Consider the following 18,955-nt stretch of genomic DNA (forward strand, 5'->3'; position numbering starts at 1 on the left):
CCCGCCAGTTGGCGGGTCTCTGCTATTGAGGGTCAGTGTGCTTGCGCCCGGGTGGCCGGGGCGCTGCTGGTTGGCGTCGCCGCACTGGCGGCAGCCGGGGTGTCCACGGGCGTGGTCTCGCTCGGCAAGGCTGCGCTGGTGGCCAAGGCACTGCTGGTTGCTGCCGCCCCGCTGACGGTCGAGGTTGCCGCGCTGGCCGTTGGTGCGGTGCCGGCTGTCGGCGGCTGGGCCGGCGTCTTGGGGGCGACAATGGGCAGGCAGGGCTGACCCGTTCCTATGGTGCTCAAGACCTGGCAGGGGGCGGGGGCGCCGATGACGATGGGCTCGCCGAGGAACTTGGGCCCCTTGTCCAGCACGTAGAGGTCGAGCAGCCCCATCAGGCGGGCGAACACCTCGCGCACCCGGGTACGGATGCCCTGATAGGCGCTGGGATCCAGGGCGTTGAAGCCGATGGCCTCTATGCCGAAGTGGCGGGCGATGAAGATGGCGCGCTCGTTGTGAAAGGCCTGGGAGACCACGGTGAAGCGGGCCTGGCCGAACACCTCCTTGGCCCGCACGATGGAGTCCAGGGTGCGAAAGCCGGCGTAGTCGCTGTAGATGGCGCTGGCCGGGATGCCGGCCTGGATCAGCGCCCGCCGCATCTGGCGCGGCTCGTTGTACTGCACGGTGGCGTTGTCGCCGGAGACCAGGATGTAGTCCACCTTGCCGTTGTTGTAGAGCTCGGCGGCGGCCTTGATCCGGTATTTGAAGTAGTGGTTCGGGCTGCCCCCGATCAGGTATTTGGAGGTGCCGAGCACCAGGGCGACCCGGTTGTAGGGCACCGCATCGACGTCGTCATAGGTGTAGTGACGGGCGTCCGAGACGGTCCACTCGCTGTAGCCAAGCAGGGCGGCGGCGGAGGCCAGCAACAGGCAGAGGCAGGCGAGCAGGATCTTGGCAAACTTCTTCATGCGCGGTGCGGTTCGGGTCTGAAGTAAGAGAAGACAGGGGGTCATTCTATTACAAGTTGCCGCCGCGCGTCAGGCTTGATGACCGCCCAGGGTGTCACACGGGCAGAGGTTGTCGCAGGGAGAGGTCGGCTAACTGCTTGATCCTGAGCCGATTAACATCGTTCATAAGAAGGGGCGGTCATGGCCGCCCCTTGTCATCCCCGTCTCGTCCTCAGTGGGCAGAGTCGTTGGCCTTGCACTCGTCAGAGTCCTTGTTGGCCTCCCACCAGGGCAGCAGATCGCGAGCGAGCCACTGCTGGTAGGCCTCGCTGTCGCTTGCGATCAGCGCATCCAGCTCGGCTTCGAAGGCGCTCATCGCCTGCTGCTGATCCGGGCCTCGCAGGGCCCGGGCCATGGCCAGCCAGCTGGCGCCGCGACCGGTCTCGCTGAGGAAGCGGTGCACCGTGTAGGACCAGGAGTAGACCATCTCGCCGCCCTTGTCGTAATCCAGGTGCAGGATGTCGGCCAGGGCCGGACGATCGCTGGCAGGACGGCCGGCGACGTTGTCCAGACCGCGGGCGAAGCACTGGCCGTGGGCGATGAACTCCGCCAGCCCTTCCGACCACCAGGTGGTGCGGTTGAGGGGGTAGTGGCCGAAGCTGCCGTACTGGTTGAAGCGGCCGTCCAGGTAGTGCACGTACTCGTGGCGCAGGTTCCACACCTGGAAGGCGGGGCGCTTCCACTCCGCCTCGTAGGCGAAGAAGCGGGCCTGGTTGCCGGGGCGAGCCGGATCCCCTTCGAGGTAGATGCCGCCGTTGTCGGTGGAGACGCCGCCGAACAGGGCGCTGCCGTAGCGTTTCCAGTCGGCGGAGGAGTCGAAGATCACCAGTTCCAGCGCCTCGTTGTGATCGTCCGCCACCGGCTGCCAACCGGTCTCCATCTGCTGATGGAACCGCTGCTCTTCGGCGCCCAGTTCACGGCAGATCCCCTCGGCCTGATCCAGGGTCAGATCCTGGGCCCGCAGGCGCAGGGTCGGCGAGCAGGTGTGCTCGAACGGCAGCACGTCCTCCACCCGGACAGGGGTGCAGAGGCCGGCGAAGTCACCGCTGATGCAGGCTTCGCCGGTGCGGTCCGTGTAGGTCAGGTAGTAGGTGGAGAGGGTCAGCGACATGTCTTCCAGCAGATCCTGGCTCTGCTGACCGCCGGGGATCAGGTCGTGGTGGCGAACCAGCGCGATGACGGAGTCATCCAGCAGTTTGCGATAGCCGTCGAGCTCGTCCGGGCGGGTATAGCGGGCGACCCGGTAGAGGCGGGTGTAGGCATCCAGCACGTTGTTGAGCAGGAACAGATCCTTGCCATCCCTTCCTTGCCACAGCGCGAGCTCGCTCATGCCGAGGGCGTGCAGCTGCTTGCGCAGCTCGCCATCCTGCTGGCGGAAGTCGTTGGCGAAGGGGTCGCTATGGTCGCTGGCGAAGTCGAGGAAGTTGAGCAGATCGAACAGGCCGGTCGCCCAGGGGTGCCGGCCGTTGATCTCGCTGGCATGGCGGGTGCTATAGGCCAGCATCTGGTTGAACTCGCCGAGCAGGGTGCCGAACCGGCTCTGCACCGCCGGGCTCCTGAACTGGCCGTGCAGGGCGATGCTCCAGGCACCCATGACGGCACCTACCTCGTCGCTGGCCTGCTCCGGGAAGAGCAGCGGATGGGCGCCCAGCGCCGTCAATGCCTCGGCCAGCGCCTCGGCGGCGGCCGGGCCGTCTTCCTTGTGCTTGCCGTAGTTGTGGTAGTTGTGGGCACGCACGTATTCCAGCAGCAGCTTCATGGCCGGATGGGCCGGCTGATTGGCCGCCAGCAGGCTCTGGATGCCGCGCGACACGGCCAGCAGCTTGGTGTCATCGTGACCATAGTTCTCCTGCCAGACCGGCGCGGGCTGGCCACTGGCATCCTGCACTATCCTGGCCGCTTCGGCGTCCAGCAGCTCGGTGCCCGGCAGATCCGGCTCGGAGCAGGCGCGGCCGTCGGCACGGCGACAGTCGAGCTGCTCTTCCTTGCTGGCCAGCACCATGGGGCGATTGAGTACCCGGCTCTCCTGCCACTCGGTCGTCTCCGGCAGGGTCTGCCATTCGCTGCCCCCCACCGGGTATTGATAGCCGGTGTCCTTCAAGACCACCTGCACCTCGCTGCCGGCTGGCAGGGTCTGACGGCACACCCGGTAGCTGATGGTCTTGTCCCCTTCCTGACGGGTCTGGGGTTCATCGCACTCCTGCTGGGCCTTGATCTCGTCCAGCAACCAGGTGTACTGGCGCCAGACGTGCAGCTCGCTCACCTGCTTGGCGGCCTGGCTGCCCGCGATGGGCTGCAGGCGGAAGAAGATCTGCTCGAGGCGGCCATCCCGTTCATTGGGGGTCTCTTCCAGCACCTTCAACTGCTGCCAGTTTTGCGGTTGGTACTGCCATGCCAGCTCGGCGCAGCGACCTTCGGCGTTGAGCTCGCAGCGATCCAGCTCCTGCTCGCTGTGACCCAGGATGACCCGCTCCGCCAGCGGCAGGCGATCCTGACGCGGCGCGGTCGGGGTGCCTGCCAGCGGCTCCCAGCGGCCCTGCTTCATGCCGTAGCCATAGTCGTAGCTGCTGGCCGGGACGGCCTTGCCGGCCGGCACCACCTCCTCACAGCTGAGATAGCGGATCTGCCAGCCCTGCTCGATCCTGAGCTGCGGCTCGCCGCACTGCCGCTCTGCCAGTGCAGCCAGGTTGGCATCGCGCCAGTCGAAGCGGCGATACACCCTCAACTGCTGATAGGGGGCGCCGCCACTGCGGGCGCTCAGCTCGTAGGTCACTTCGGTGAGGCGATCCCCCAGCTGGCGGCTGGATTCCCCCTTGAGTTGGTACTGTTGCCAGTCGGAGGAGTAGTTGGCCTGCGCCGAGGTGGCGAGCAGGCAGGGGGCTGCCAGGAGCAGCAGCCGGGGAGAGAGGTGGTTCATCGTGATCCCTTTGGTGGATGGATGGGCGTGGGGACCAGACAGGGTATTGGGCTCCAAAAGAATATCAATGTGCCAGATGGCGAGGCAGAATCCTGCGTTCGGGAGCAAACAGCACAAAAACAGCCCCAAAAGGGGCTGTGTTGATAGCAAGGGCTCAGCCCCATATGGGGGGCGGCGTCAGTTGTCTTGCCGCAGGCGCCGGGCGAGCAGGGTGCGGGAGGGTTTGAGGTTGCCGCCGAGATCCGGCCAGGGCAGCCAGCGATCCGGCACCATAAAGCCGGGTAACGACAGCCTGATCCAGGCGGCGAGCTCGGCAGGAGGAACAGGTTCGCCGTGCCAGTCGATAAAGGCGGCGGGCCTCTGCCCCCACTCCTCGCTCGGCACCGGCACCACCAGGGCCTGGGCCACGGCGGGGTGGTCCACCAGCCGCTGCTCTATGGCCTCGGGCTGGATGTTCTCGCCCCCCGAGATGAAGAGGTTGTCGAGCCGCCCCTCCACCACCAGCTCGCCCTCGGCGGTGAGGCGTCCCTTGTCCCGGGTGTGGAACCAGCCCGCCTCGTCCAGCGGTCGCACCAGCTCGCCCTCCTGGAAATAGCCCGCAAACAGGGTGTCGCCGCGCACGCAGATCTCCCCCTGGCGGATGCAGATCTCCCGTCCCGGCAGCGGACGGCCCACCACGCCGGCGGCGCAGGGCTGACCGGTACAGACCTGGCTGCCCATCTCCGAGAGGCCATAGCTCACCTTGGGCACCAGCCCCATGGCGGTCAGCCGGCTCACCAGGGGGGCCGGGATGGCGGCGCCGCCGAGCAGCAGTTCGCGCACCCGGGTGCGCGATGGCTCGAACCCCGCCGCCAGCAGCCGCCAGAGCTGGGTCGGCACCAGGGAGAGGTGGGTGATGGGCTGGCGCTCCAGCCGCGCCTTGAGCGGCTGGCTGCGATCGTCCAGCACCAGGGCGGCCCCCGCCAGGAAGACCCGGAACAGGATGGCGTAGCCGCCGACGTGAAACAGCGGCAGGGAGAGCAGCCAGCCGCAGGTCTCGTCCAGGGGGATCAGGGTGGCGGAGCCCCGGGCGGAGGCCAGATGGTTCGCCAGCCGATGTACCACCGCCTTGGGCGTGCCGCTGGAGCCCGAGGTGAGGATCATGTTGCTGAGTCGGGCAGGATCCAGCGTGCAGTCGCCTTCGTCCGTCGCCGGCTCATGGGCGAAGTCGAGGCTGAGCGCTTGCCAGTCGCCCGTCGGGATCTCCCCCGCCGACCAGCAGGCCTGCACCCGGAGCTGGCGTGCCAGCCCGGCCTGTTTCGCCAGGGGAAAGGCGGGGTTGAGGGGGCAGAAGACCAGGCCGCTGCGCACGCAGGCCCAGGCCAGCAGCACATCCTCCAGGGCGCCGCGCACCACGGCGGCGAGGCGATCGCCCGGCTGCAATCCGGCCCGGGCCAGCTGCTCGCTCAGGCCGTTGAGCCGTCGATCGAGCTCTTGATAGTCGAGGGGGGGGGCTCCCTGGATGGCGATCCGCCTGGGCGCTACCCTGGCCCAGTGGCGTACCGGGCAGGGTTCGACGGGGTGAGGCTCAGGCGACAGCCTCTTCCGGTCAGTCACGGTGGAACAGGGGCTCCATCCGGCTGGGGTCGGGTTGGCCCTGCTTGTCCAGCAGATCCCTGGCCAGCCAGCGGCGGGTGTCGAGGCCGGGGGCCTGATCCGGCGCCCACTCCCCCGCGAGGCGGGCGAGCTGGCCGAGACCGACACCGGACTCGAAACAGGAGGAGACGATCACCTTGAGCCTCAGCTCCCGGGCCCGTGTCACCAGGGCCTCGCAGTGGGCCAGGGACCCGAGCAGGGTGGGCTTGAGCACCAGGGCGCGCAGCTGGGGGATGGGCTCCCAGGTCTTGCCCTGGGCCAGCAGCTCGTCCAGCGCCACCGGCATGCCGGTGCGGCTGGCGACGAAGGCGATGTCCTCGAAGTCGGCGCACAGATCTTCAAGGTACTCGATGCGGTTCGGATCCAGGTGGCCGCAGAAGGCCCAGGCCTCCTCACGGGTCCAGCCCTGGTTCGCATCCAGCACCAGCTTGAGGTTGGGTCGCCGGTCGAGCAGCAACCGGATCAGCGCCAGCTCGTCCCGCATGGGGTAGCGGGCCACCTTCAGCTTGGCCTTGGGCGGGGTCTCGTGCAGCCACTGCTTCCAGTTCTTGAGCAGCTCCTGGGGAGAGCCCTGGATGAGCGGATAGGGCTCGGGCAGGGGGGCCGTCTGGGCCGGCCAGGCCCGGCGGGCACAGTCGAGCCCGAACTGCACCGAGGGCAGCCGGGGCGTCATGGCCTGGCCCCTGGCCAGCTGCGCCAGGCAGTCGAGGGCGTCGGTCTGGGCCTCGGCCAGGGTCTCTCTGGAGAAGCCGGGCAGGGGGGCTATCTCCCCCCAGCCGTCATGGATGCGCACCAGCAGGCCCTCGCGCGCCACCTGCACCTGGCCGTGAAAGGTCAGGGGCTGGGTAAAGGGCAGTTGGTAGCGGTAGAGGGCGAGTGTCATCAGGGATTCCGCTTGTATTTGGAGAAGTCGGGACGGCGTTTCTCGTTGAACGCGTTGCGCCCTTCCTGACCCTCTTCGGTCATGTAGAACAGCATGGTGGCATTGCCCGCCAGCTCCTGCAAGCCGGCCTGGCCGTCGCAGTCGGCGTTCAGGGCGGCCTTCAGGCAGCGCAGCGCCATGGGGCTGTGCTGCAGCATCTCGCGGCACCAGCGCACGGTTTCACGCTCCAGCTCCGCCAGCGGCACGACGGTGTTGACCAGCCCCATGTCGAGCGCCTGCTTGGCGTCGTACAGACGGCACAGGAACCAGATCTCCCTGGCCTTCTTCTGGCCGACGATGCGCGCCATGTAGGAGGCACCCCAGCCGCCATCGAAGGAGCCGACCTTGGGGCCGGTCTGGCCGAACTGGGCGTTGTCGGCGGCAATGGTCAGGTCGCACATCATGTGCAGCACGTGGCCGCCACCGACCGCGTAGCCGGCCACCATGGCCACCACGGGTTTGGGGCAGGTGCGGATGTCGCGCTGGAAGTCCAGCACGTTGAGGTGGTGGGTGCCCTCGTCATCGCGGTATCCACCGTAGTCGCCCCGGATCTTCTGGTCGCCGCCGGCACAGAACGCCTGCTCGCCGAAGCCGGTGAGGATGATGGTGCCTACCTGATCGTCGTAGCGGGCATCGGCCAGGGCCTGCAGCATCTCTTTCACGGTGCGGGGGCGGAAGGCGTTGCGCACCTGGGGGCGGTTGATGGTGATCTTGGCAATGCCATCCCGGGACTTGTGATAGAGGATGTCTTCGTAACCGGCGGAGCAGTCGCGCCACTCGACAGGGGCATAGAGCTCGGCTTCCGTCATTGCTTCAATCATGGATCTTCTCTTCTGGTTGGTTGACCCACTCCCGCAGGAGCCGGGCAAAGGTATCGGGCTGGCCGGCGTGCAGGTTGTGCCCGCCATCCAGAGCCAAGTGTTTGATATTGCAGCCTTGCTTTACCAACTGGCAAGCGAGGGCATGGAATTTGTGATCCCGGTTGCCGGAGACCCAGTGCACCGGCAGCCGGGTCTCCCCGAGCCAGGGGGCGAGATCTGGCTGCCTGCCGAGGGAGGTGGCCCGCAGCATGGTGGCCACGGCCTGCCCGTCGTTGCCAAGGCGGCGGGCGGCCTGGCGGGCGCGGGCCTCCTCGTCCAGGTCGGCGAAGACGCCCTGGCGGTACCAGTCGGCAAGCACCCGGGTCAGAGGCTCGTGCTCGAAACGGCTGGCCCACAGCTCGTCGTGCACGAGGCGGGCCGCCCGCTCGGCTTCCGGCAGGCCCGGATGGCAGTTCTCCAGCAGCAGGGCCTGCAGCCCCGTCGGTGACAGGCTGGCGTGATGAAGCGCGAGCCGCCCCCCCAGCGAATAACCCACCAGCCGGTAGTGGGTGATATCCCGCGTGGCCAGCTCGTCGCGGAGCCAGCGATGGGCCTCGTCGAAGCCACTCACCCGCACAGCCTGGTTGCGACCGTGGCCCGGCAGATCCAGGGCGTGGCACTCGATGCCGGCCAGGGCCTGGATGACGGGCCGCCAGTCCTCGGCGTCCCCCAGCAGGCCGTGCAGCAGCACCAGAGGTACGGGATCAGAGGCCACGGATGGCGGCTCCCAGCGCCTTGAGATCCTCGGCGACTTCACTGCTCGGGACCTTGATTTCAATCAGGGTTGTCCCGCTTTGCAGCGCCGCGGCGTAGTCTCGTTCAAATTCGTCCAGGGTGGTCGGCGCCCGGTAGGCGAGGCCGAACATGGCGGCGGCGTGCTCGAAGTGCAGGCCGTGGGGCAGGCAGTAGTAGGTCTCCAGCAGGGCGTCCTGGGTCGGCACCGGCAGCATGCGGAAGATGCTGCCGCCGTCGTTGTTGAGCAGGATCACCACCAGAGGGCGGCTCGCCTTGCCGAGCAGGGCCAGGCTGTTGAGATCGTGCAATGCGCTGAGATCCCCGAGCAGCAGCGTGGTGGGCTCGTCGCTGCACTGGGAGAAACCGAAGGCCGTGGCGATCAGGCCGTCGATGCCGGAGGCGCCGCGGTTGGTCATCACCCGGTTGGGGCCCGTGCCCGCCTCGCCCAGCATGTCCATCAGCCGGGCCGGCATGCTGTTGCCGACGAACAGCTGGCCCTGGATGAGCCGGTTCAGACGGTGACAGATCCCGAGCTCGGAGAAGCGATCGCAGGCGGCCCGGATCTGCTGGCTGATCCCCTGCTGGTGCGCGGCCAGCTGGTGCCAGGGATGCGACTCCCGGCCCAGAGGGTGGGCGGCGGCAAAGGCCGAGGGCGTGCACACCAGGCGGCGGCGCAGCCGATAGTCGGGATCGAGCCGCGCCGGCTGCGGGTCCACCAGCCAGTAATCCTGCCAGGGGTGCTGTTTGATGAACTGGCCGAGGCGTTTGGAGATGAGGCGGGCGCCGAATTGCAGCAGCACCTCGGCGCGGGCCAGCTCGGTCACGAAGTCGCCGTTTTGCAGGGCGAGATCCGCGTGCACCAGGTTGCGGCCGTCGAAGCGGATCTGGCTCTGCAGGTCCGCCAGCAGCGGCCAGCCGAGCCGCTCGGCCAGCTCGGCCACCGCCCTGCCTTGCGCGGGATCCTGGATGCGCCCCGCGACAATGACGCCGCGCTTGCCCTGGAGCTCCTCCCAGTCCGGCTGGCGGGGGCAGGGGGCCTCGGCCAGCTGCCAGGGGCTCCAGGGTTTGCCCGAGTGGAGCCAGTCGCCGAGGGGGGCCAGGTAGTCGGCAAAGTCCAGGTACGCCTCGCCGGGATAGAGGGGTTCGGGGTACATGCAGTTGAAGTGCACCGGCCCAGGGGTGTGCGCCTGGCGGGCCAGGGCCTGATCCACCGAGCTCAGCACGAAGGCGGCCGGGATGCTGGGGGTGGGGCTCGGCAGGTTCTGCTGATGGACGGGATAGCGTCCGAAGATCCCCTGCTGGTCGATGGCCTGGTTGGCGCCGTTGTCGATGAGCTCGGGGGGGCGGTCGGCGGAGAGGATGATGAGCGGCACGCCGGTGAGCTGGGCCTCGGCCACCGCGGGCCAGAGGTTCGCCACCGCCGTGCCCGAGGTCATGATCACTGCCACCGGGCGGCCGCTGCCCTTGGCGAGCCCGAGCGCCATGAAGCCGAGGCCGCGCTCGTCGAAGTGCAGGTGACGGCGAAAGCCCGGGTGGGCGGCGGCGGCCATGGTGAGCGGTGCCGAGCGCGAACCCGAGGCGAGGGCGATGTCCCGCACGCCGAGCCGATAGAGCTCCTCCAGCAGGAGGGAAGACCAGACGTGGTTGAAGGTGGCATGCTGGCTGGCAAACGCGCGGTGCTCAGGCAATTGGCTGGCGGGCATAAGGCTCTCGCAGTGAGGAAACGATGAAGAAACGCTATCCCAGCAGGGAGAGCACGTTGGCGATCTTGTTGTCGAGCTCGGCCCACTCGGCGGCCGGCTGCGACCCCGCCACTATGCCGGCGCCGGCAAACAGGCTGATGCCCCGGGCCGTGATGCGGGCGCTGCGAATGGCGACGGAGAACTCCGAGGTCTCCCGGCTCAGCATGCCGCAGGCGCCGGCATACCAGCCGCGCTGGTAAGGTTCATATTCGCGGATAAAGGCGAGCGCCGCCTCGCGGGGGGCCCCGCCCACGGCGGGGGTGGGGTGCAGGGCGGCCAGCAGTTGCCAGTCGCACACGCCGGGCTGGAGTTCGGCCTCGATGTCGCACTTGAGGTGCTGCAGCAGCCGCAGTTTGAGGATGCGCGGCTCGGTCAGGCTGGTCCGGGTGGTGAGCGGGGCCAGGCGGCTCAGGATGTCCGCGTGGACCAGCCGGTTCTCCAGCCGGTTCTTGCTGTCGGCCAGCAACTCGGCGGCCAGGGCCGCGTCGGTCGCCTCGTCGCCGGAGCGGCGTATGGTGCCCGCCAGCGCCTCGGTGAAGAGGTGGCCCCGCTCCCGGCGATAGAGACGCTCGGGGGAGCAGGCGATGAAGCTCTGCTCGGGGGAAAACTGGAAGCCGAAGTGGAAACACTCCTGGGCATGGCGGGCCCACTGGGTCAGCAGGGACCAGGGACAGAGGGGGGAGCCGCTCTCCTCGCCGGCGAGCAGGCTCTCCCGCGACAGCACCACCTTGGGGGTGTGGGCCTGGAAGTCGGGGGCCGTCACCTGCCCCACCAGGGTTTGCCACTGGGCCGGGCCCGGCAGATCCCGGCGCTGCCAGGGCTGTTTGGTCAGCGCGGGCAGGGGCGCCTCAGGTTGCAGGGCATCGAGCGCCGCTTCGGCGGCCCGCAGCTCGGCTTCGAATTCGCGCTCCTGCTCCCGGGCGGGCAGCCAGAGGTTGAGGCAGAGGCTGGTGCACTCCCCCCGGCGCACCAGCTCGATGCGCGGCAGCACGAAGCGGCAGGGGCCGAAGCCGTCCCAGCCTGGCTGGGTGGGGTCGAACGCCAGGCCGCCGTAGTAGCGGGGGCTGTCTTCACTGTCCGCCCCGGCGAGCGCGCAGACCCGCTGGATATCCTCCGGCCGGGTCAGCTCGTGGATGGCGCCGAGCGCCACGTATTCGGGGCGGCTGGCCCCTCTGGCGCGCCAATAGATCCGGGGGTAGATCGCCTGCGCCGCCAGCCAGCCCGGGAACGCCTCGACGCTGGCCGCCACGCGCAAGCGCACGAAACCGCTGACAGTGCTGTGACGCAGGGCGTCCAGTTGTTGCTTGAGATGGGTCTGAGCCAACATGGATGTCTTGTCTGAGCCGGATTGTCGCAATCACTCTGGGGGAGGATGGCGCAGGTTGATGCCAAAGGGCGACGATTTCCTATATATTATCTGCCCATTCTTCCATGTAAATTGCCCGAGGGAGTCCAGCCCCCGCGGAGCCAAGTATACCGAAATCCGGTTCGATAACCCTTAACACGATCAATATCCGATCGTTTGGCCATCACAATATGACAAATACCTTCTCTGTTTGGTTGCTGGCGGCGCGTTTGCGAACTCTGCCCCTGGCGTGTTCCTCCATCCTGCTGGGCTCGGGGCTGGCAGCCAGCCGGGGGGCCTTCGACGGCACCATCATGGGCCTCTCCCTGCTGACCGCCATCCTGCTGCAGATCCTCTCCAACCTGGCCAACGACTACGGGGATGCGGTGTCCGGTGCCGACAACGGGGAGCGGATCGGGCCCCAACGCGCCGTGGTCTCCGGCCTCATCACCAGGCACCAGATGTGCCTGGCCATGGGGCTGACCGCCCTGGCGGCCGTGGTGAGCGGGCTCGCCCTGCTGGCCTGCGCCTTCGGGGAGGCGTGGCAGCAGATCCTGACCTTCATCCTGCTGGGAGGCGCCGCCATCGTCGCGGCCATCACCTACACGGTGGGCAAGACTCCATACGGTTATCGCGGCTTCGGGGATATCTCGGTGTTCCTGTTCTTCGGCCTGCTGGGGGTGCTCGGCTCCTACTACCTGTTCACCCACACCCTGCAGTGGGATCTGCTGCTGCCCGCCACCGCCTGCGGCCTGCTGGCGACCGCCGTGCTCAACATCAACAACGTGCGCGACATCGAGACGGACGCCGCCAGCGGCAAGATCACCCTGGCGGTGCGGCTCGGCCGCAACCGCGCCATCGCCTATCACTGGGGGCTGCTGGGGGCGGCGCTGCTGGCCACCGTCGCCTTCCTGCTGACCCAGCCCGCGAGCCTCTGGCCCTGGATCTTCCTGCCCGCCATGAAGCCCCTCGCCGATGCCGCCCGCACCCTGCGCCAGAGCTTCGATGGGGAGGTGTTGACCGGCGCCCTCAAGAAGACCGCCATCAGCGCCTTCCTCTACAGCCTGCTGCTCTCCATCGGCCTCGCCCTTTCCTGAGGGCTGCCTGAAGGGCCCCGCAAGGGGCCTTTTTTGTGGGGCCATCGCCAGTTTTTCCTGCCAATTCAATCCCATCCATGTCGCCTCTCCCCACAGGGCCGTGATCCGTCCGGCAATATTGAGAAATTCCCGGGGCAGGCTTCCGAGTTGTGACGGGCTCCGATTGTGGCGCCTGCCTGATTGCTATAGAGATGTAACCGTACTTGGTTGCACATGTAAAAATCGACGGCAGGGACACACTTATGGACAAGTTAGGGAAACACCTGGGATGGGGGCTGCTGGCGCTGCTGGGCGCAGGCTCCCTCGGTTACATCGCCCTCAACCGGGGTGAACAGATCAACGCGCTCTGGATAGTGGTGGCGGCGGTGTGCGTCTATCTGATCGCCTATCGCTACTACGGCCTCTACATCGCCAGCCGGGTGCTGGCGGTGGACGGCAGCCGCATGACCCCGGCGGTGCGCCACAACGACGGCCTGGACTATGTGCCGACCGACAAGAAGGTGCTGTTCGGCCACCACTTCGCCGCCATCGCCGGTGCCGGCCCCCTGGTGGGCCCCGTGCTGGCGGCCCAGATGGGCTATCTGCCCGGCATGCTCTGGCTGCTGGCGGGGGTGGTGCTGGCGGGGGCGGTGCAGGACTTCATGGTGCTGTTCGTCTCCACCCGCCGCGACGGTCGCTCCCTCGGCGAGCTGATCAAGTCGGAGATGGGCCCCGTCGCCGGGGTCATCGCCCTGGTCGCCACCTTCATGATCATGGTGATCATCCTGGCGGTGCTGGCGATGATAGTGGTCAAGGCGCTCACCCACAGCCCCTGGGGCACCTACACGGTGGCCTTCACCATACCGCTCGCCATCTTCATGGGGATCTACACCCGCTACCTGAGGCCGGGCCGCATCGGCGAGGTCTCCATCATCGGCCTGGTGTGCCTCGTCTTCGCCATCGTCTCCGGTGGCTGGGTGGCCGGGAGCGAGACCTGGGCGCCCTACTTCGATTTCGACGGGGTGCAGCTGACCTGGATGCTGGTGGGCTATGGCTTCGTCGCCTCCGTGCTGCCGGTCTGGCTGCTGCTGGCGCCACGGGACTACCTCTCCACCTTCCTCAAGATCGGCACCATAGTCGGCCTGGCCATCGGCATTCTGGTGACCCAGCCGACCCTGCAGATGCCGGCGCTGACCCAGTTCGTGGACGGCACGGGTCCGGTCTGGGCCGGGGATCTCTTCCCCTTCCTGTTCATCACCATCGCCTGCGGCGCCGTCTCCGGCTTCCACGCGCTCATCTCCTCCGGCACCACCCCCAAGATGCTGGCCAACGAGAACCAGGCCTGCTTCATCGGCTACGGCGGCATGCTGATGGAGTCCTTCGTCGCCATCATGGCCCTGGTCTCCGCCTGCGTCATCGATCCGGGCGTCTACTTCGCCATGAACAGCCCCCTGGCGGTGCTGGCGCCGGCGGGCACCGCCGACGTGGTGGCCTCCGCCGCCGCCGTGGTGAGCGGCTGGGGCTTCCAGATCACCCCGGAGACCCTGACCCGCATCGCCGGCGAGGTGGGCGAGCAGAGCATCATCGCCCGTGCCGGCGGCGCCCCGACCCTGGCGGTCGGCATGGCCTACATACTGCACGGCGCCCTCGGTGGCCTGATGAACGTCGCCTTCTGGTACCACTTCGCCATCCTGTTCGAGGCGCTCTTCATCCTCACCGCGGTGGACGCCGGTACCCGGGCGGCCCGCTTCATGCTGCAGGATCTGATGGGGGTCATCTCCCCGTCCCTGAAACGCACCGATTCCCTGCCGGCCAACCTGCTGGCCACCGCCCTGTGCGTGCTGGCCTGGGGCTACTTCCTTCATCAGGGGGTGGTGGATCCCCTCGGCGGCATCAACACCCTGTGGCCGCTGTTTGGCATCGCGAACCAGATGCTGGCGGGCATGGCGCTGATGCTGTGCGCCGTGGTGCTGTTCAAGATGAAGCGTCAGGCCTACGCCTGGGTGGCCCTGCTGCCCACCAGCTGGCTGCTGATCTGCACCCTGTCGGCGGGCTGGGAGAAGACCTTCAGCGACAATCCCAAGCTCGGCTTCCTGGCCATCGCGAACAAGTTCCAGGCCATGATCGACAGCGGCGCCATACCGGCCCAGTACACCGAGTCCCAGCTGGCCCAGCTGGTGTTCAACAACCGGCTGGATGCGGGGCTGACCCTGTTCTTCATGGCGGTGGTGGTGGTGCTCGCCTTCTTCTCCCTGAAGACGGCCCTCAAGGCGCTGCAAAATCCGCAGCCGACCGCGAACGAAACCCCTTATCAGCCGATGCCGGCGGGCAAGGCGGCTCAGCCCGACTCTGATGACGACGGCGATCTGGCCCCCAGCCTGAAGTAAGTCAGCAGGCCGGCACCCCGGGGTGCCGGTCCCTCATCGACGGCGAACGAGGAGCAAGCATGTTCGATACCCTGGCCAAGGCGGGCAAGTATCTGGGACAGACCGCCAGACTCATGGTGGGCGTGCCCGATTACGACAACTATGTGCAGCACATGCGGCTGACTCATCCAGAGCAGACCCCCATGAGCCACGACGAGTTCTTTCGCGAACGCCAGGATGCCCGCTATGGCGGCAAGAATGGCGGGCGTTGCTGCTAGGTTTCACATCACAGGACTCCAACATGACACAGGCTGTAGCGGTCACTCTTTATTGAACGGTTTTCTCGGTTTCGGCGAGAGATACGATCCCCATCTCACAGGATTTCCAACATGACACAGGCTGTAGCTGTCACTCTGCTGACCGGTTTTCTCGGCGCCGGCAAGACCACCCTGCTCAACCACTTCCTGCGCCACCATGGCGACGCCTCGGTGGCCATTCTCGAGAACGAGTTTGGCGCCGCCAATATCGACGGCTCCCTGCTGGAGGGAGGCGCCGGGGTCAGCGTGGTGGAGCTCAGCAACGGCTGCGTCTGCTGCAGCGTTCGCGGGGAGTTCGGCGCTGCCCTGAGGGATCTGCTGGCCCGGCGGGCGACGGGGGAGTTGCAGTTCGAGCGACTGATCGTCGAGACCACGGGGCTCGCCGATCCCGCCCCCATCATTCAGACCTTCTTCGTTGAAGAGGCGCTGCGGGATGCCCTGCGCCTGGATGCCGTCATCACCCTGGCCGACTGTGAACATATCGGCCGTCAGCTGGATGAGCATCCGGTGGCGGCGGCCCAGCTCGGCTTCGCCGACCGTATCCTGCTCACCAAGACCGACAGGGTGGACGAGGCGACGCGGGCAGCCGCCATCGCCCGGATCCACAAGATCAATGCCAGGGCCCAGATCCTCGACATAGTGCGGGGGGAGTGCCCGGCCGCGCTCTGGCTGGATCTCGATGCCTTCACCCTGAGCGACGAGCTGAGCCTGAGCCAGGGCATCAGGATAGTGCGCGGTGGTGACCTGGGCCTGGAGGCATTTGGTCCCCTCTCGGCCCGTCCCCGCTCCTGGCACGACGCCATCTCGGCCCAGCTGTTCGAGGGGGGCGAGCTGGACTTGAAGAAGATAGGGGCCTTCATGGAGTCCTGCATCGAGCAGCATGGCAACGACATGTTGCGCTACAAGGGAGTGCTGGCCATCGCCGGGGAGCCGCGCCGCCTGATCGTGCAGGGGGTGCACAGGGTGGCGGGCTTCGATTACGGCTCCCCTTGGGGGGATGAGACGCCCCGGTCGCGTCTGGTGATCATCGGCCGCTACCTGCCCGTCGAGGTGCTGCGGGCAGACTTTCTGCAGACACAGGAGTGAGGGAGAGCCGCCGATGCGCGCATCGCTGAGAGAGAAGATGATCCAGGTTTGCCAGAAGAAAATCGCGCAGAAGGGGGAGGAGGTTGGCGTCTCCTTCTATGCGTTTTTCGCCAACAGGAATGATGATCCCGATCTGCTGATGGAGGCCGCGACCTGGTGGATCCAGACCCATCGACTAGACCACTTCGAGAAGGCGAGGAAGATAATCAGGCTGGTTGAGAGCATGGAATGACGGTGCGATGAGACAGGAAGGGCTTCTGACAAGAAGCCCTTCCTTCGTCAGTCCCGGCGTCTGGCCTCACTCGGCCTGCGCCAGTTCCCTCGAGCGGCGGGAGAAGAGCAGGGTGTCCAGCAGCCAGATGACCACCATGGAGGCACCGACCAGGGGGAAGGCGGCTCCGAGCAGCACCAGCACGGCGATGGCACCGCGCATGGGGGGCAGCCTGGCGGGCAGGGGGGGCGCGGCGAGTCGGCCTGTCGGGCGGCGGCGCCACCAGATCCAGAGCCCGCTTGCCGAGCTTGCCAGGATCATCAGGCAGATGAGGAGCATGACGAGCTGGTGAGGCCAGCCATACATCTTGCCCATGTGCAGCATGACGCCGGTCTCCACCGTCTTGGCGACCGGGCCGTAATCCTGCCAGCGCACGTCCGCCAGCACCTTGCCGCTGTACTGGTCGATGTGCAGGGTGGCGTCGTTGCGGGGATCGTCGGCAAAGACAGCGATGGTGTAGACGCCGTGCTCGCCGGTCGGCGGTGTGATGCTGTAGCCCGGGGTGACCCGGCGCTCCCTGGCGATCTCCACCACCTGCTGCAGCGGGATGCGGTGGCTGGCCATCACCATGCCCTGGTGGCCGCCGCCATGGTTCATGGCGCCGTGGTCGTGGCTCTCGGGCTTGGGTTGGGAGCTCGGCATGGGCAGGGTCTCTGCCCCCCAGGGCACGGTCTGCTCATGGGCATGGTTGAGGCTGCGGGTCAGGGGGGCGGATTTGGGCACCTCGTTCCACATGGCCGCGGGGAAGCGGTTCCAGAGGTTGGCGAACTGATCCCCCCAGAAGCCGGTCCAGGTCATGCCGCTCAAGAGCAGCAGCAACAGGAAGCCCGCCCCCCAGAAGCCGACCACGGCGTGCAGATCGCGCCACCAGAGGCGTCCCTTCTGGTTCGCCCTGGGCCAGAGGATGCCGCCCACCCCGGGACCCTTGCGCGGCCACCAGAGATAGAGGCCGCTGACGAGCAACACTATTCCCCAGCCGGCGGCCAGCTCTATCAGGCGATCCCCCGTGGTGCCGATCAGCAGATCGGCGTGCAGGGCCCGCGCCACCGCCTGCAGGTTCCACTGGTTATCCTGGGTGCCGAGCAGGGCGCCGCTGGCGGGATCCATGAACAGGGTCAACTCATGACCCTGCTGGCGGACGATAAACTGGGCGCTCTGGTCCGGGGCCGCGGGGGGCAGGTACTTGCTCAGGCTGGCGTCCGGAATGGCCATCATCGCCTTGGCCAGCAGCTGGTCTGCGCTCAGGGTCTGAGTGCTGGGGGCCACCTTCATCAGCTCGGGGTACATCAGATTGTCGAGCTGGGGCTTGAACAGATAGACGATCCCGGTCAGCGAGAGCAGGATCAGAAAGGGGGCGACGAAGAGCCCGGCATAGAAGTGCCAGCGCCAGATCCTCTGGTAGTGGTTCGCATCTCGGGTTTTCATCTCGGATCCTTGCGGCAAGGGCAAACATTGCAGTTAGTGGAAGGTTTGTCGGCGCGGATGATAGCAGCAACGTTTTGTTAACTGCAACAGAACATGGCACGGGCGTCGCCGGGGGGCAGAAAGGCGAAACACATGGGGGATTGTGGCCGGGCGGGCGTGGTCGAGAGCGCGGGACTGCCGCCGCCAAAATGGACTTTCAGCAGATAAATCCTTACCTTGTTGCAACATGCCACCCTTTGGGTGAAGTCGGGAAGGATCCAAGGAAGGAGACTGGCGTGACGTTGAAACCACACGGCCATTTCGAGATGCAGCGACGGGGGCAGGTGCTGATCTGCCGTCCGAGCGGCCCCTTCAATCTGGCGGGGGCCATGGCCTATGAGGCGCAGTTCAGCCAGCAGATCGCCAGCCTGCATGCCGCGCCCTGGGGCATAGTCGAGGTGGCGACCGAGTTCGAGGCGGCCGGGCCCGAGGTGCTGGCGCGCTTTCGCCGCCAGTTTGGCTGGTGTGCCACCCACGGCTGTGCCTTTCTGGCGGTGGTGGTGACGGGCGGGTTCAAGCGCTATCTGGCGGATCGGGTCTTTCACGAGTTGCCGTTTCAGGGGATACGCTACTTCGAGCAGACTGACGAGGCGCTGCTCTGGCTGGAACAGCAGCTGGCCGAGCTTGTCTGAACGACATCGCGGGGAGTGGCGAACGAGCCCCTTCAGCGGATTAACTCAACGTGATAAACCACTTGTCCCGTTCGTCGAGACAGTCTGGCTCACCCATCTCGAATTCGCGGCAGATCAGCGGGCGTACCTCATGGATGCTGCACATCATCGCGGGGAGTGGCGAACGAGCGCCCTTCAGCAGATTAACTCAACGTGATAAACCACTTGTCCCGTTCGTCGAGACAGTCGGGCTCACCCATCTCGAATTCGCGGCAGATCAGCGGGCATACCTCATGGATGCTGCACATCATCGCGGGGAGTGGCGAACGAGCGCCCTTCAGCAGATTAACTCAACGTGATAAACCACTTGTCCCGTTCGTCGAGACAGTCGGGCTCACCCATCTCGAATTCGCGGCAGATCAGCGGGCATACCTCATGGATGCTGCACATCATCGCGGGGAGTGGCGAACGAGCGCCCTTCAGCAGATTAACTCAACGTGATAAACCACTTGTCCCGTTCGTCGAGACAGTCGGGCTCACCCATCTCGAATTCGCGGCAGATCAGCGGGCATACCTCATGGATGCTGCACATCATCGCGGGGAGTGGCGAACGAGCGCC

The 18,955-nt window shown here is 66.8% G+C and carries 15 protein-coding genes and 4 pseudogenes; 6 read left to right on the top strand and 13 right to left on the bottom strand.

Annotation, left to right across the window (positions count from 1 at the left end; translation table 11 throughout):
* Nucleotides 1-32: 32 nt before the first annotated feature.
* The 8 genes from AB5Y72_RS15475 to AB5Y72_RS15510 all read right to left on the bottom strand — a co-directional run bounded on the left by AB5Y72_RS15475 (nucleotide 33) and on the right by AB5Y72_RS15510 (nucleotide 11,127).
* Nucleotides 33-995: an ElyC/SanA/YdcF family protein gene (locus tag AB5Y72_RS15475; RefSeq protein ID WP_325783505.1), complete on the bottom strand. Its 963-nt coding sequence runs from the start codon at nucleotides 993-995 to the stop codon at nucleotides 33-35.
* 166 nt (nucleotides 996-1,161) lie between these two features.
* Nucleotides 1,162-3,906 carry a collagenase gene (locus tag AB5Y72_RS15480; RefSeq protein ID WP_325783506.1) on the bottom strand — a complete coding sequence of 915 codons (2,745 nt, stop codon included), beginning with the start codon at nucleotides 3,904-3,906 and terminating at the stop codon, nucleotides 1,162-1,164.
* A gap of 177 nt (nucleotides 3,907-4,083) precedes the next feature.
* Entirely contained in the window at nucleotides 4,084-5,502 is a 1,419-nt protein-coding gene (gene menE, locus AB5Y72_RS15485; protein WP_325783507.1) for an o-succinylbenzoate--CoA ligase, read from the bottom strand.
* Nucleotides 5,495-6,424: an o-succinylbenzoate synthase gene (gene menC / locus AB5Y72_RS15490; RefSeq protein WP_325783508.1), complete on the bottom strand. Its 930-nt coding sequence runs from the start codon at nucleotides 6,422-6,424 to the stop codon at nucleotides 5,495-5,497. The genes menE and menC overlap by 8 nt, the downstream gene beginning before the upstream one ends.
* Nucleotides 6,424-7,272, bottom strand: coding sequence for a 1,4-dihydroxy-2-naphthoyl-CoA synthase (gene menB, locus AB5Y72_RS15495; RefSeq protein WP_325783515.1), 849 nt, complete (start codon nucleotides 7,270-7,272; stop codon nucleotides 6,424-6,426). The genes menC and menB overlap by 1 nt, the downstream gene beginning before the upstream one ends.
* Nucleotides 7,273-7,276: 4 nt before the next feature.
* Nucleotides 7,277-8,038 carry a 2-succinyl-6-hydroxy-2,4-cyclohexadiene-1-carboxylate synthase gene (gene menH / locus AB5Y72_RS15500; RefSeq protein ID WP_325783509.1) on the bottom strand — a complete coding sequence of 254 codons (762 nt, stop codon included), beginning with the start codon at nucleotides 8,036-8,038 and terminating at the stop codon, nucleotides 7,277-7,279.
* Entirely contained in the window at nucleotides 8,028-9,761 is a 1,734-nt protein-coding gene (menD, locus tag AB5Y72_RS15505) for a 2-succinyl-5-enolpyruvyl-6-hydroxy-3-cyclohexene-1-carboxylic-acid synthase (protein ID WP_325783510.1), read from the bottom strand. Before menD ends, menH begins: the two co-directional genes overlap by 11 nt.
* 34 nt (nucleotides 9,762-9,795) lie before the next feature.
* Complete coding sequence (locus AB5Y72_RS15510) at nucleotides 9,796-11,127, bottom strand: isochorismate synthase (RefSeq protein WP_325783511.1); 1,332 nt, start codon at nucleotides 11,125-11,127, stop codon at nucleotides 9,796-9,798.
* Nucleotides 11,128-11,336: 209 nt separating this feature from the next.
* On the opposite strand from AB5Y72_RS15510, the gene AB5Y72_RS15515 reads away from it, so the two are divergent.
* The 5 genes from AB5Y72_RS15515 to AB5Y72_RS15535 all read left to right on the top strand — a co-directional run bounded on the left by AB5Y72_RS15515 (nucleotide 11,337) and on the right by AB5Y72_RS15535 (nucleotide 16,222).
* Nucleotides 11,337-12,242 carry a 1,4-dihydroxy-2-naphthoate polyprenyltransferase gene (locus AB5Y72_RS15515; RefSeq protein ID WP_209793716.1) on the top strand — a complete coding sequence of 302 codons (906 nt, stop codon included), beginning with the start codon at nucleotides 11,337-11,339 and terminating at the stop codon, nucleotides 12,240-12,242.
* 242 nt (nucleotides 12,243-12,484) lie between these two features.
* Nucleotides 12,485-14,608: a pyruvate/proton symporter CstA gene (gene cstA / locus AB5Y72_RS15520; protein ID WP_368199194.1), complete on the top strand. Its 2,124-nt coding sequence runs from the start codon at nucleotides 12,485-12,487 to the stop codon at nucleotides 14,606-14,608.
* A 59-nt stretch (nucleotides 14,609-14,667) separates the two neighbouring features.
* Complete coding sequence (locus tag AB5Y72_RS15525) at nucleotides 14,668-14,865, top strand: YbdD/YjiX family protein (protein WP_025325546.1); 198 nt, start codon at nucleotides 14,668-14,670, stop codon at nucleotides 14,863-14,865.
* Nucleotides 14,866-14,976: 111 nt separating this feature from the next.
* Nucleotides 14,977-15,990 carry a GTP-binding protein gene (locus AB5Y72_RS15530; RefSeq protein ID WP_216991137.1) on the top strand — a complete coding sequence of 338 codons (1,014 nt, stop codon included), beginning with the start codon at nucleotides 14,977-14,979 and terminating at the stop codon, nucleotides 15,988-15,990.
* Between the two features lie 13 nt (nucleotides 15,991-16,003).
* Nucleotides 16,004-16,222 carry a DUF6500 family protein gene (locus tag AB5Y72_RS15535; RefSeq protein ID WP_042077569.1) on the top strand — a complete coding sequence of 73 codons (219 nt, stop codon included), beginning with the start codon at nucleotides 16,004-16,006 and terminating at the stop codon, nucleotides 16,220-16,222.
* 66 nt (nucleotides 16,223-16,288) lie between these two features.
* Here AB5Y72_RS15535 and AB5Y72_RS15540 read toward each other — a convergent pair whose 3' ends face one another.
* Nucleotides 16,289-17,686 carry a PepSY-associated TM helix domain-containing protein gene (locus tag AB5Y72_RS15540; protein ID WP_368199195.1) on the bottom strand — a complete coding sequence of 466 codons (1,398 nt, stop codon included), beginning with the start codon at nucleotides 17,684-17,686 and terminating at the stop codon, nucleotides 16,289-16,291.
* Between the two features lie 275 nt (nucleotides 17,687-17,961).
* On the opposite strand from AB5Y72_RS15540, the gene AB5Y72_RS15545 reads away from it, so the two are divergent.
* Complete coding sequence (locus tag AB5Y72_RS15545) at nucleotides 17,962-18,357, top strand: hypothetical protein (RefSeq protein WP_042077572.1); 396 nt, start codon at nucleotides 17,962-17,964, stop codon at nucleotides 18,355-18,357.
* Between the two features lie 40 nt (nucleotides 18,358-18,397).
* On the opposite strand, the pseudogene AB5Y72_RS15550 reads toward AB5Y72_RS15545, so the two are convergent.
* From AB5Y72_RS15550 to AB5Y72_RS15565, 4 pseudogenes are all read right to left on the bottom strand, one after another.
* Nucleotides 18,398-18,505 (bottom strand): annotated as a pseudogene (locus tag AB5Y72_RS15550) (YkgJ family cysteine cluster protein); the annotation flags it as partial.
* 34 nt (nucleotides 18,506-18,539) lie between these two features.
* Nucleotides 18,540-18,647: pseudogene (locus tag AB5Y72_RS15555) on the bottom strand (YkgJ family cysteine cluster protein); the annotation flags it as partial.
* A 34-nt stretch (nucleotides 18,648-18,681) separates the two neighbouring features.
* Nucleotides 18,682-18,789: pseudogene (locus AB5Y72_RS15560) on the bottom strand (YkgJ family cysteine cluster protein); the annotation flags it as partial.
* Between the two features lie 34 nt (nucleotides 18,790-18,823).
* Nucleotides 18,824-18,931 (bottom strand): annotated as a pseudogene (locus tag AB5Y72_RS15565) (YkgJ family cysteine cluster protein); the annotation flags it as partial.
* Nucleotides 18,932-18,955: the final 24 nt, after the last annotated feature.

The organism is Aeromonas sp. R7-4 (assembly GCF_040908055.1).
Lineage (GTDB): Bacteria > Pseudomonadota > Gammaproteobacteria > Enterobacterales > Aeromonadaceae > Aeromonas > Aeromonas sanarellii.

Excerpts from the sequence above, each read along its gene's own strand:
- AB5Y72_RS15475 (WP_325783505.1), bottom strand. The coding sequence starts at position 995 with ATGACCCCCTGTCTTCTCTTACTTCAGACCCGAACCGCACCGCGCATG.
- AB5Y72_RS15480 (WP_325783506.1), bottom strand. The coding sequence starts at position 3,906 with ATGAACCACCTCTCTCCCCGGCTGCTGCTCCTGGCAGCCCCCTGCCTG.
- menC (WP_325783508.1), bottom strand. The coding sequence starts at position 6,424 with ATGACACTCGCCCTCTACCGCTACCAACTGCCCTTTACCCAGCCCCTG.
- menB (WP_325783515.1), bottom strand. The coding sequence starts at position 7,272 with ATGACGGAAGCCGAGCTCTATGCCCCTGTCGAGTGGCGCGACTGCTCC.
- menD (WP_325783510.1), bottom strand. The coding sequence starts at position 9,761 with ATGCCCGCCAGCCAATTGCCTGAGCACCGCGCGTTTGCCAGCCAGCAT.
- AB5Y72_RS15510 (WP_325783511.1), bottom strand. The coding sequence starts at position 11,127 with ATGTTGGCTCAGACCCATCTCAAGCAACAACTGGACGCCCTGCGTCAC.
- AB5Y72_RS15515 (WP_209793716.1), top strand. The coding sequence starts at position 11,337 with ATGACAAATACCTTCTCTGTTTGGTTGCTGGCGGCGCGTTTGCGAACT.
- cstA (WP_368199194.1), top strand. The coding sequence starts at position 12,485 with ATGGACAAGTTAGGGAAACACCTGGGATGGGGGCTGCTGGCGCTGCTG.
- AB5Y72_RS15525 (WP_025325546.1), top strand. The coding sequence starts at position 14,668 with ATGTTCGATACCCTGGCCAAGGCGGGCAAGTATCTGGGACAGACCGCC.
- AB5Y72_RS15530 (WP_216991137.1), top strand. The coding sequence starts at position 14,977 with ATGACACAGGCTGTAGCTGTCACTCTGCTGACCGGTTTTCTCGGCGCC.
- AB5Y72_RS15535 (WP_042077569.1), top strand. The coding sequence starts at position 16,004 with ATGCGCGCATCGCTGAGAGAGAAGATGATCCAGGTTTGCCAGAAGAAA.
- AB5Y72_RS15540 (WP_368199195.1), bottom strand. The coding sequence starts at position 17,686 with ATGAAAACCCGAGATGCGAACCACTACCAGAGGATCTGGCGCTGGCAC.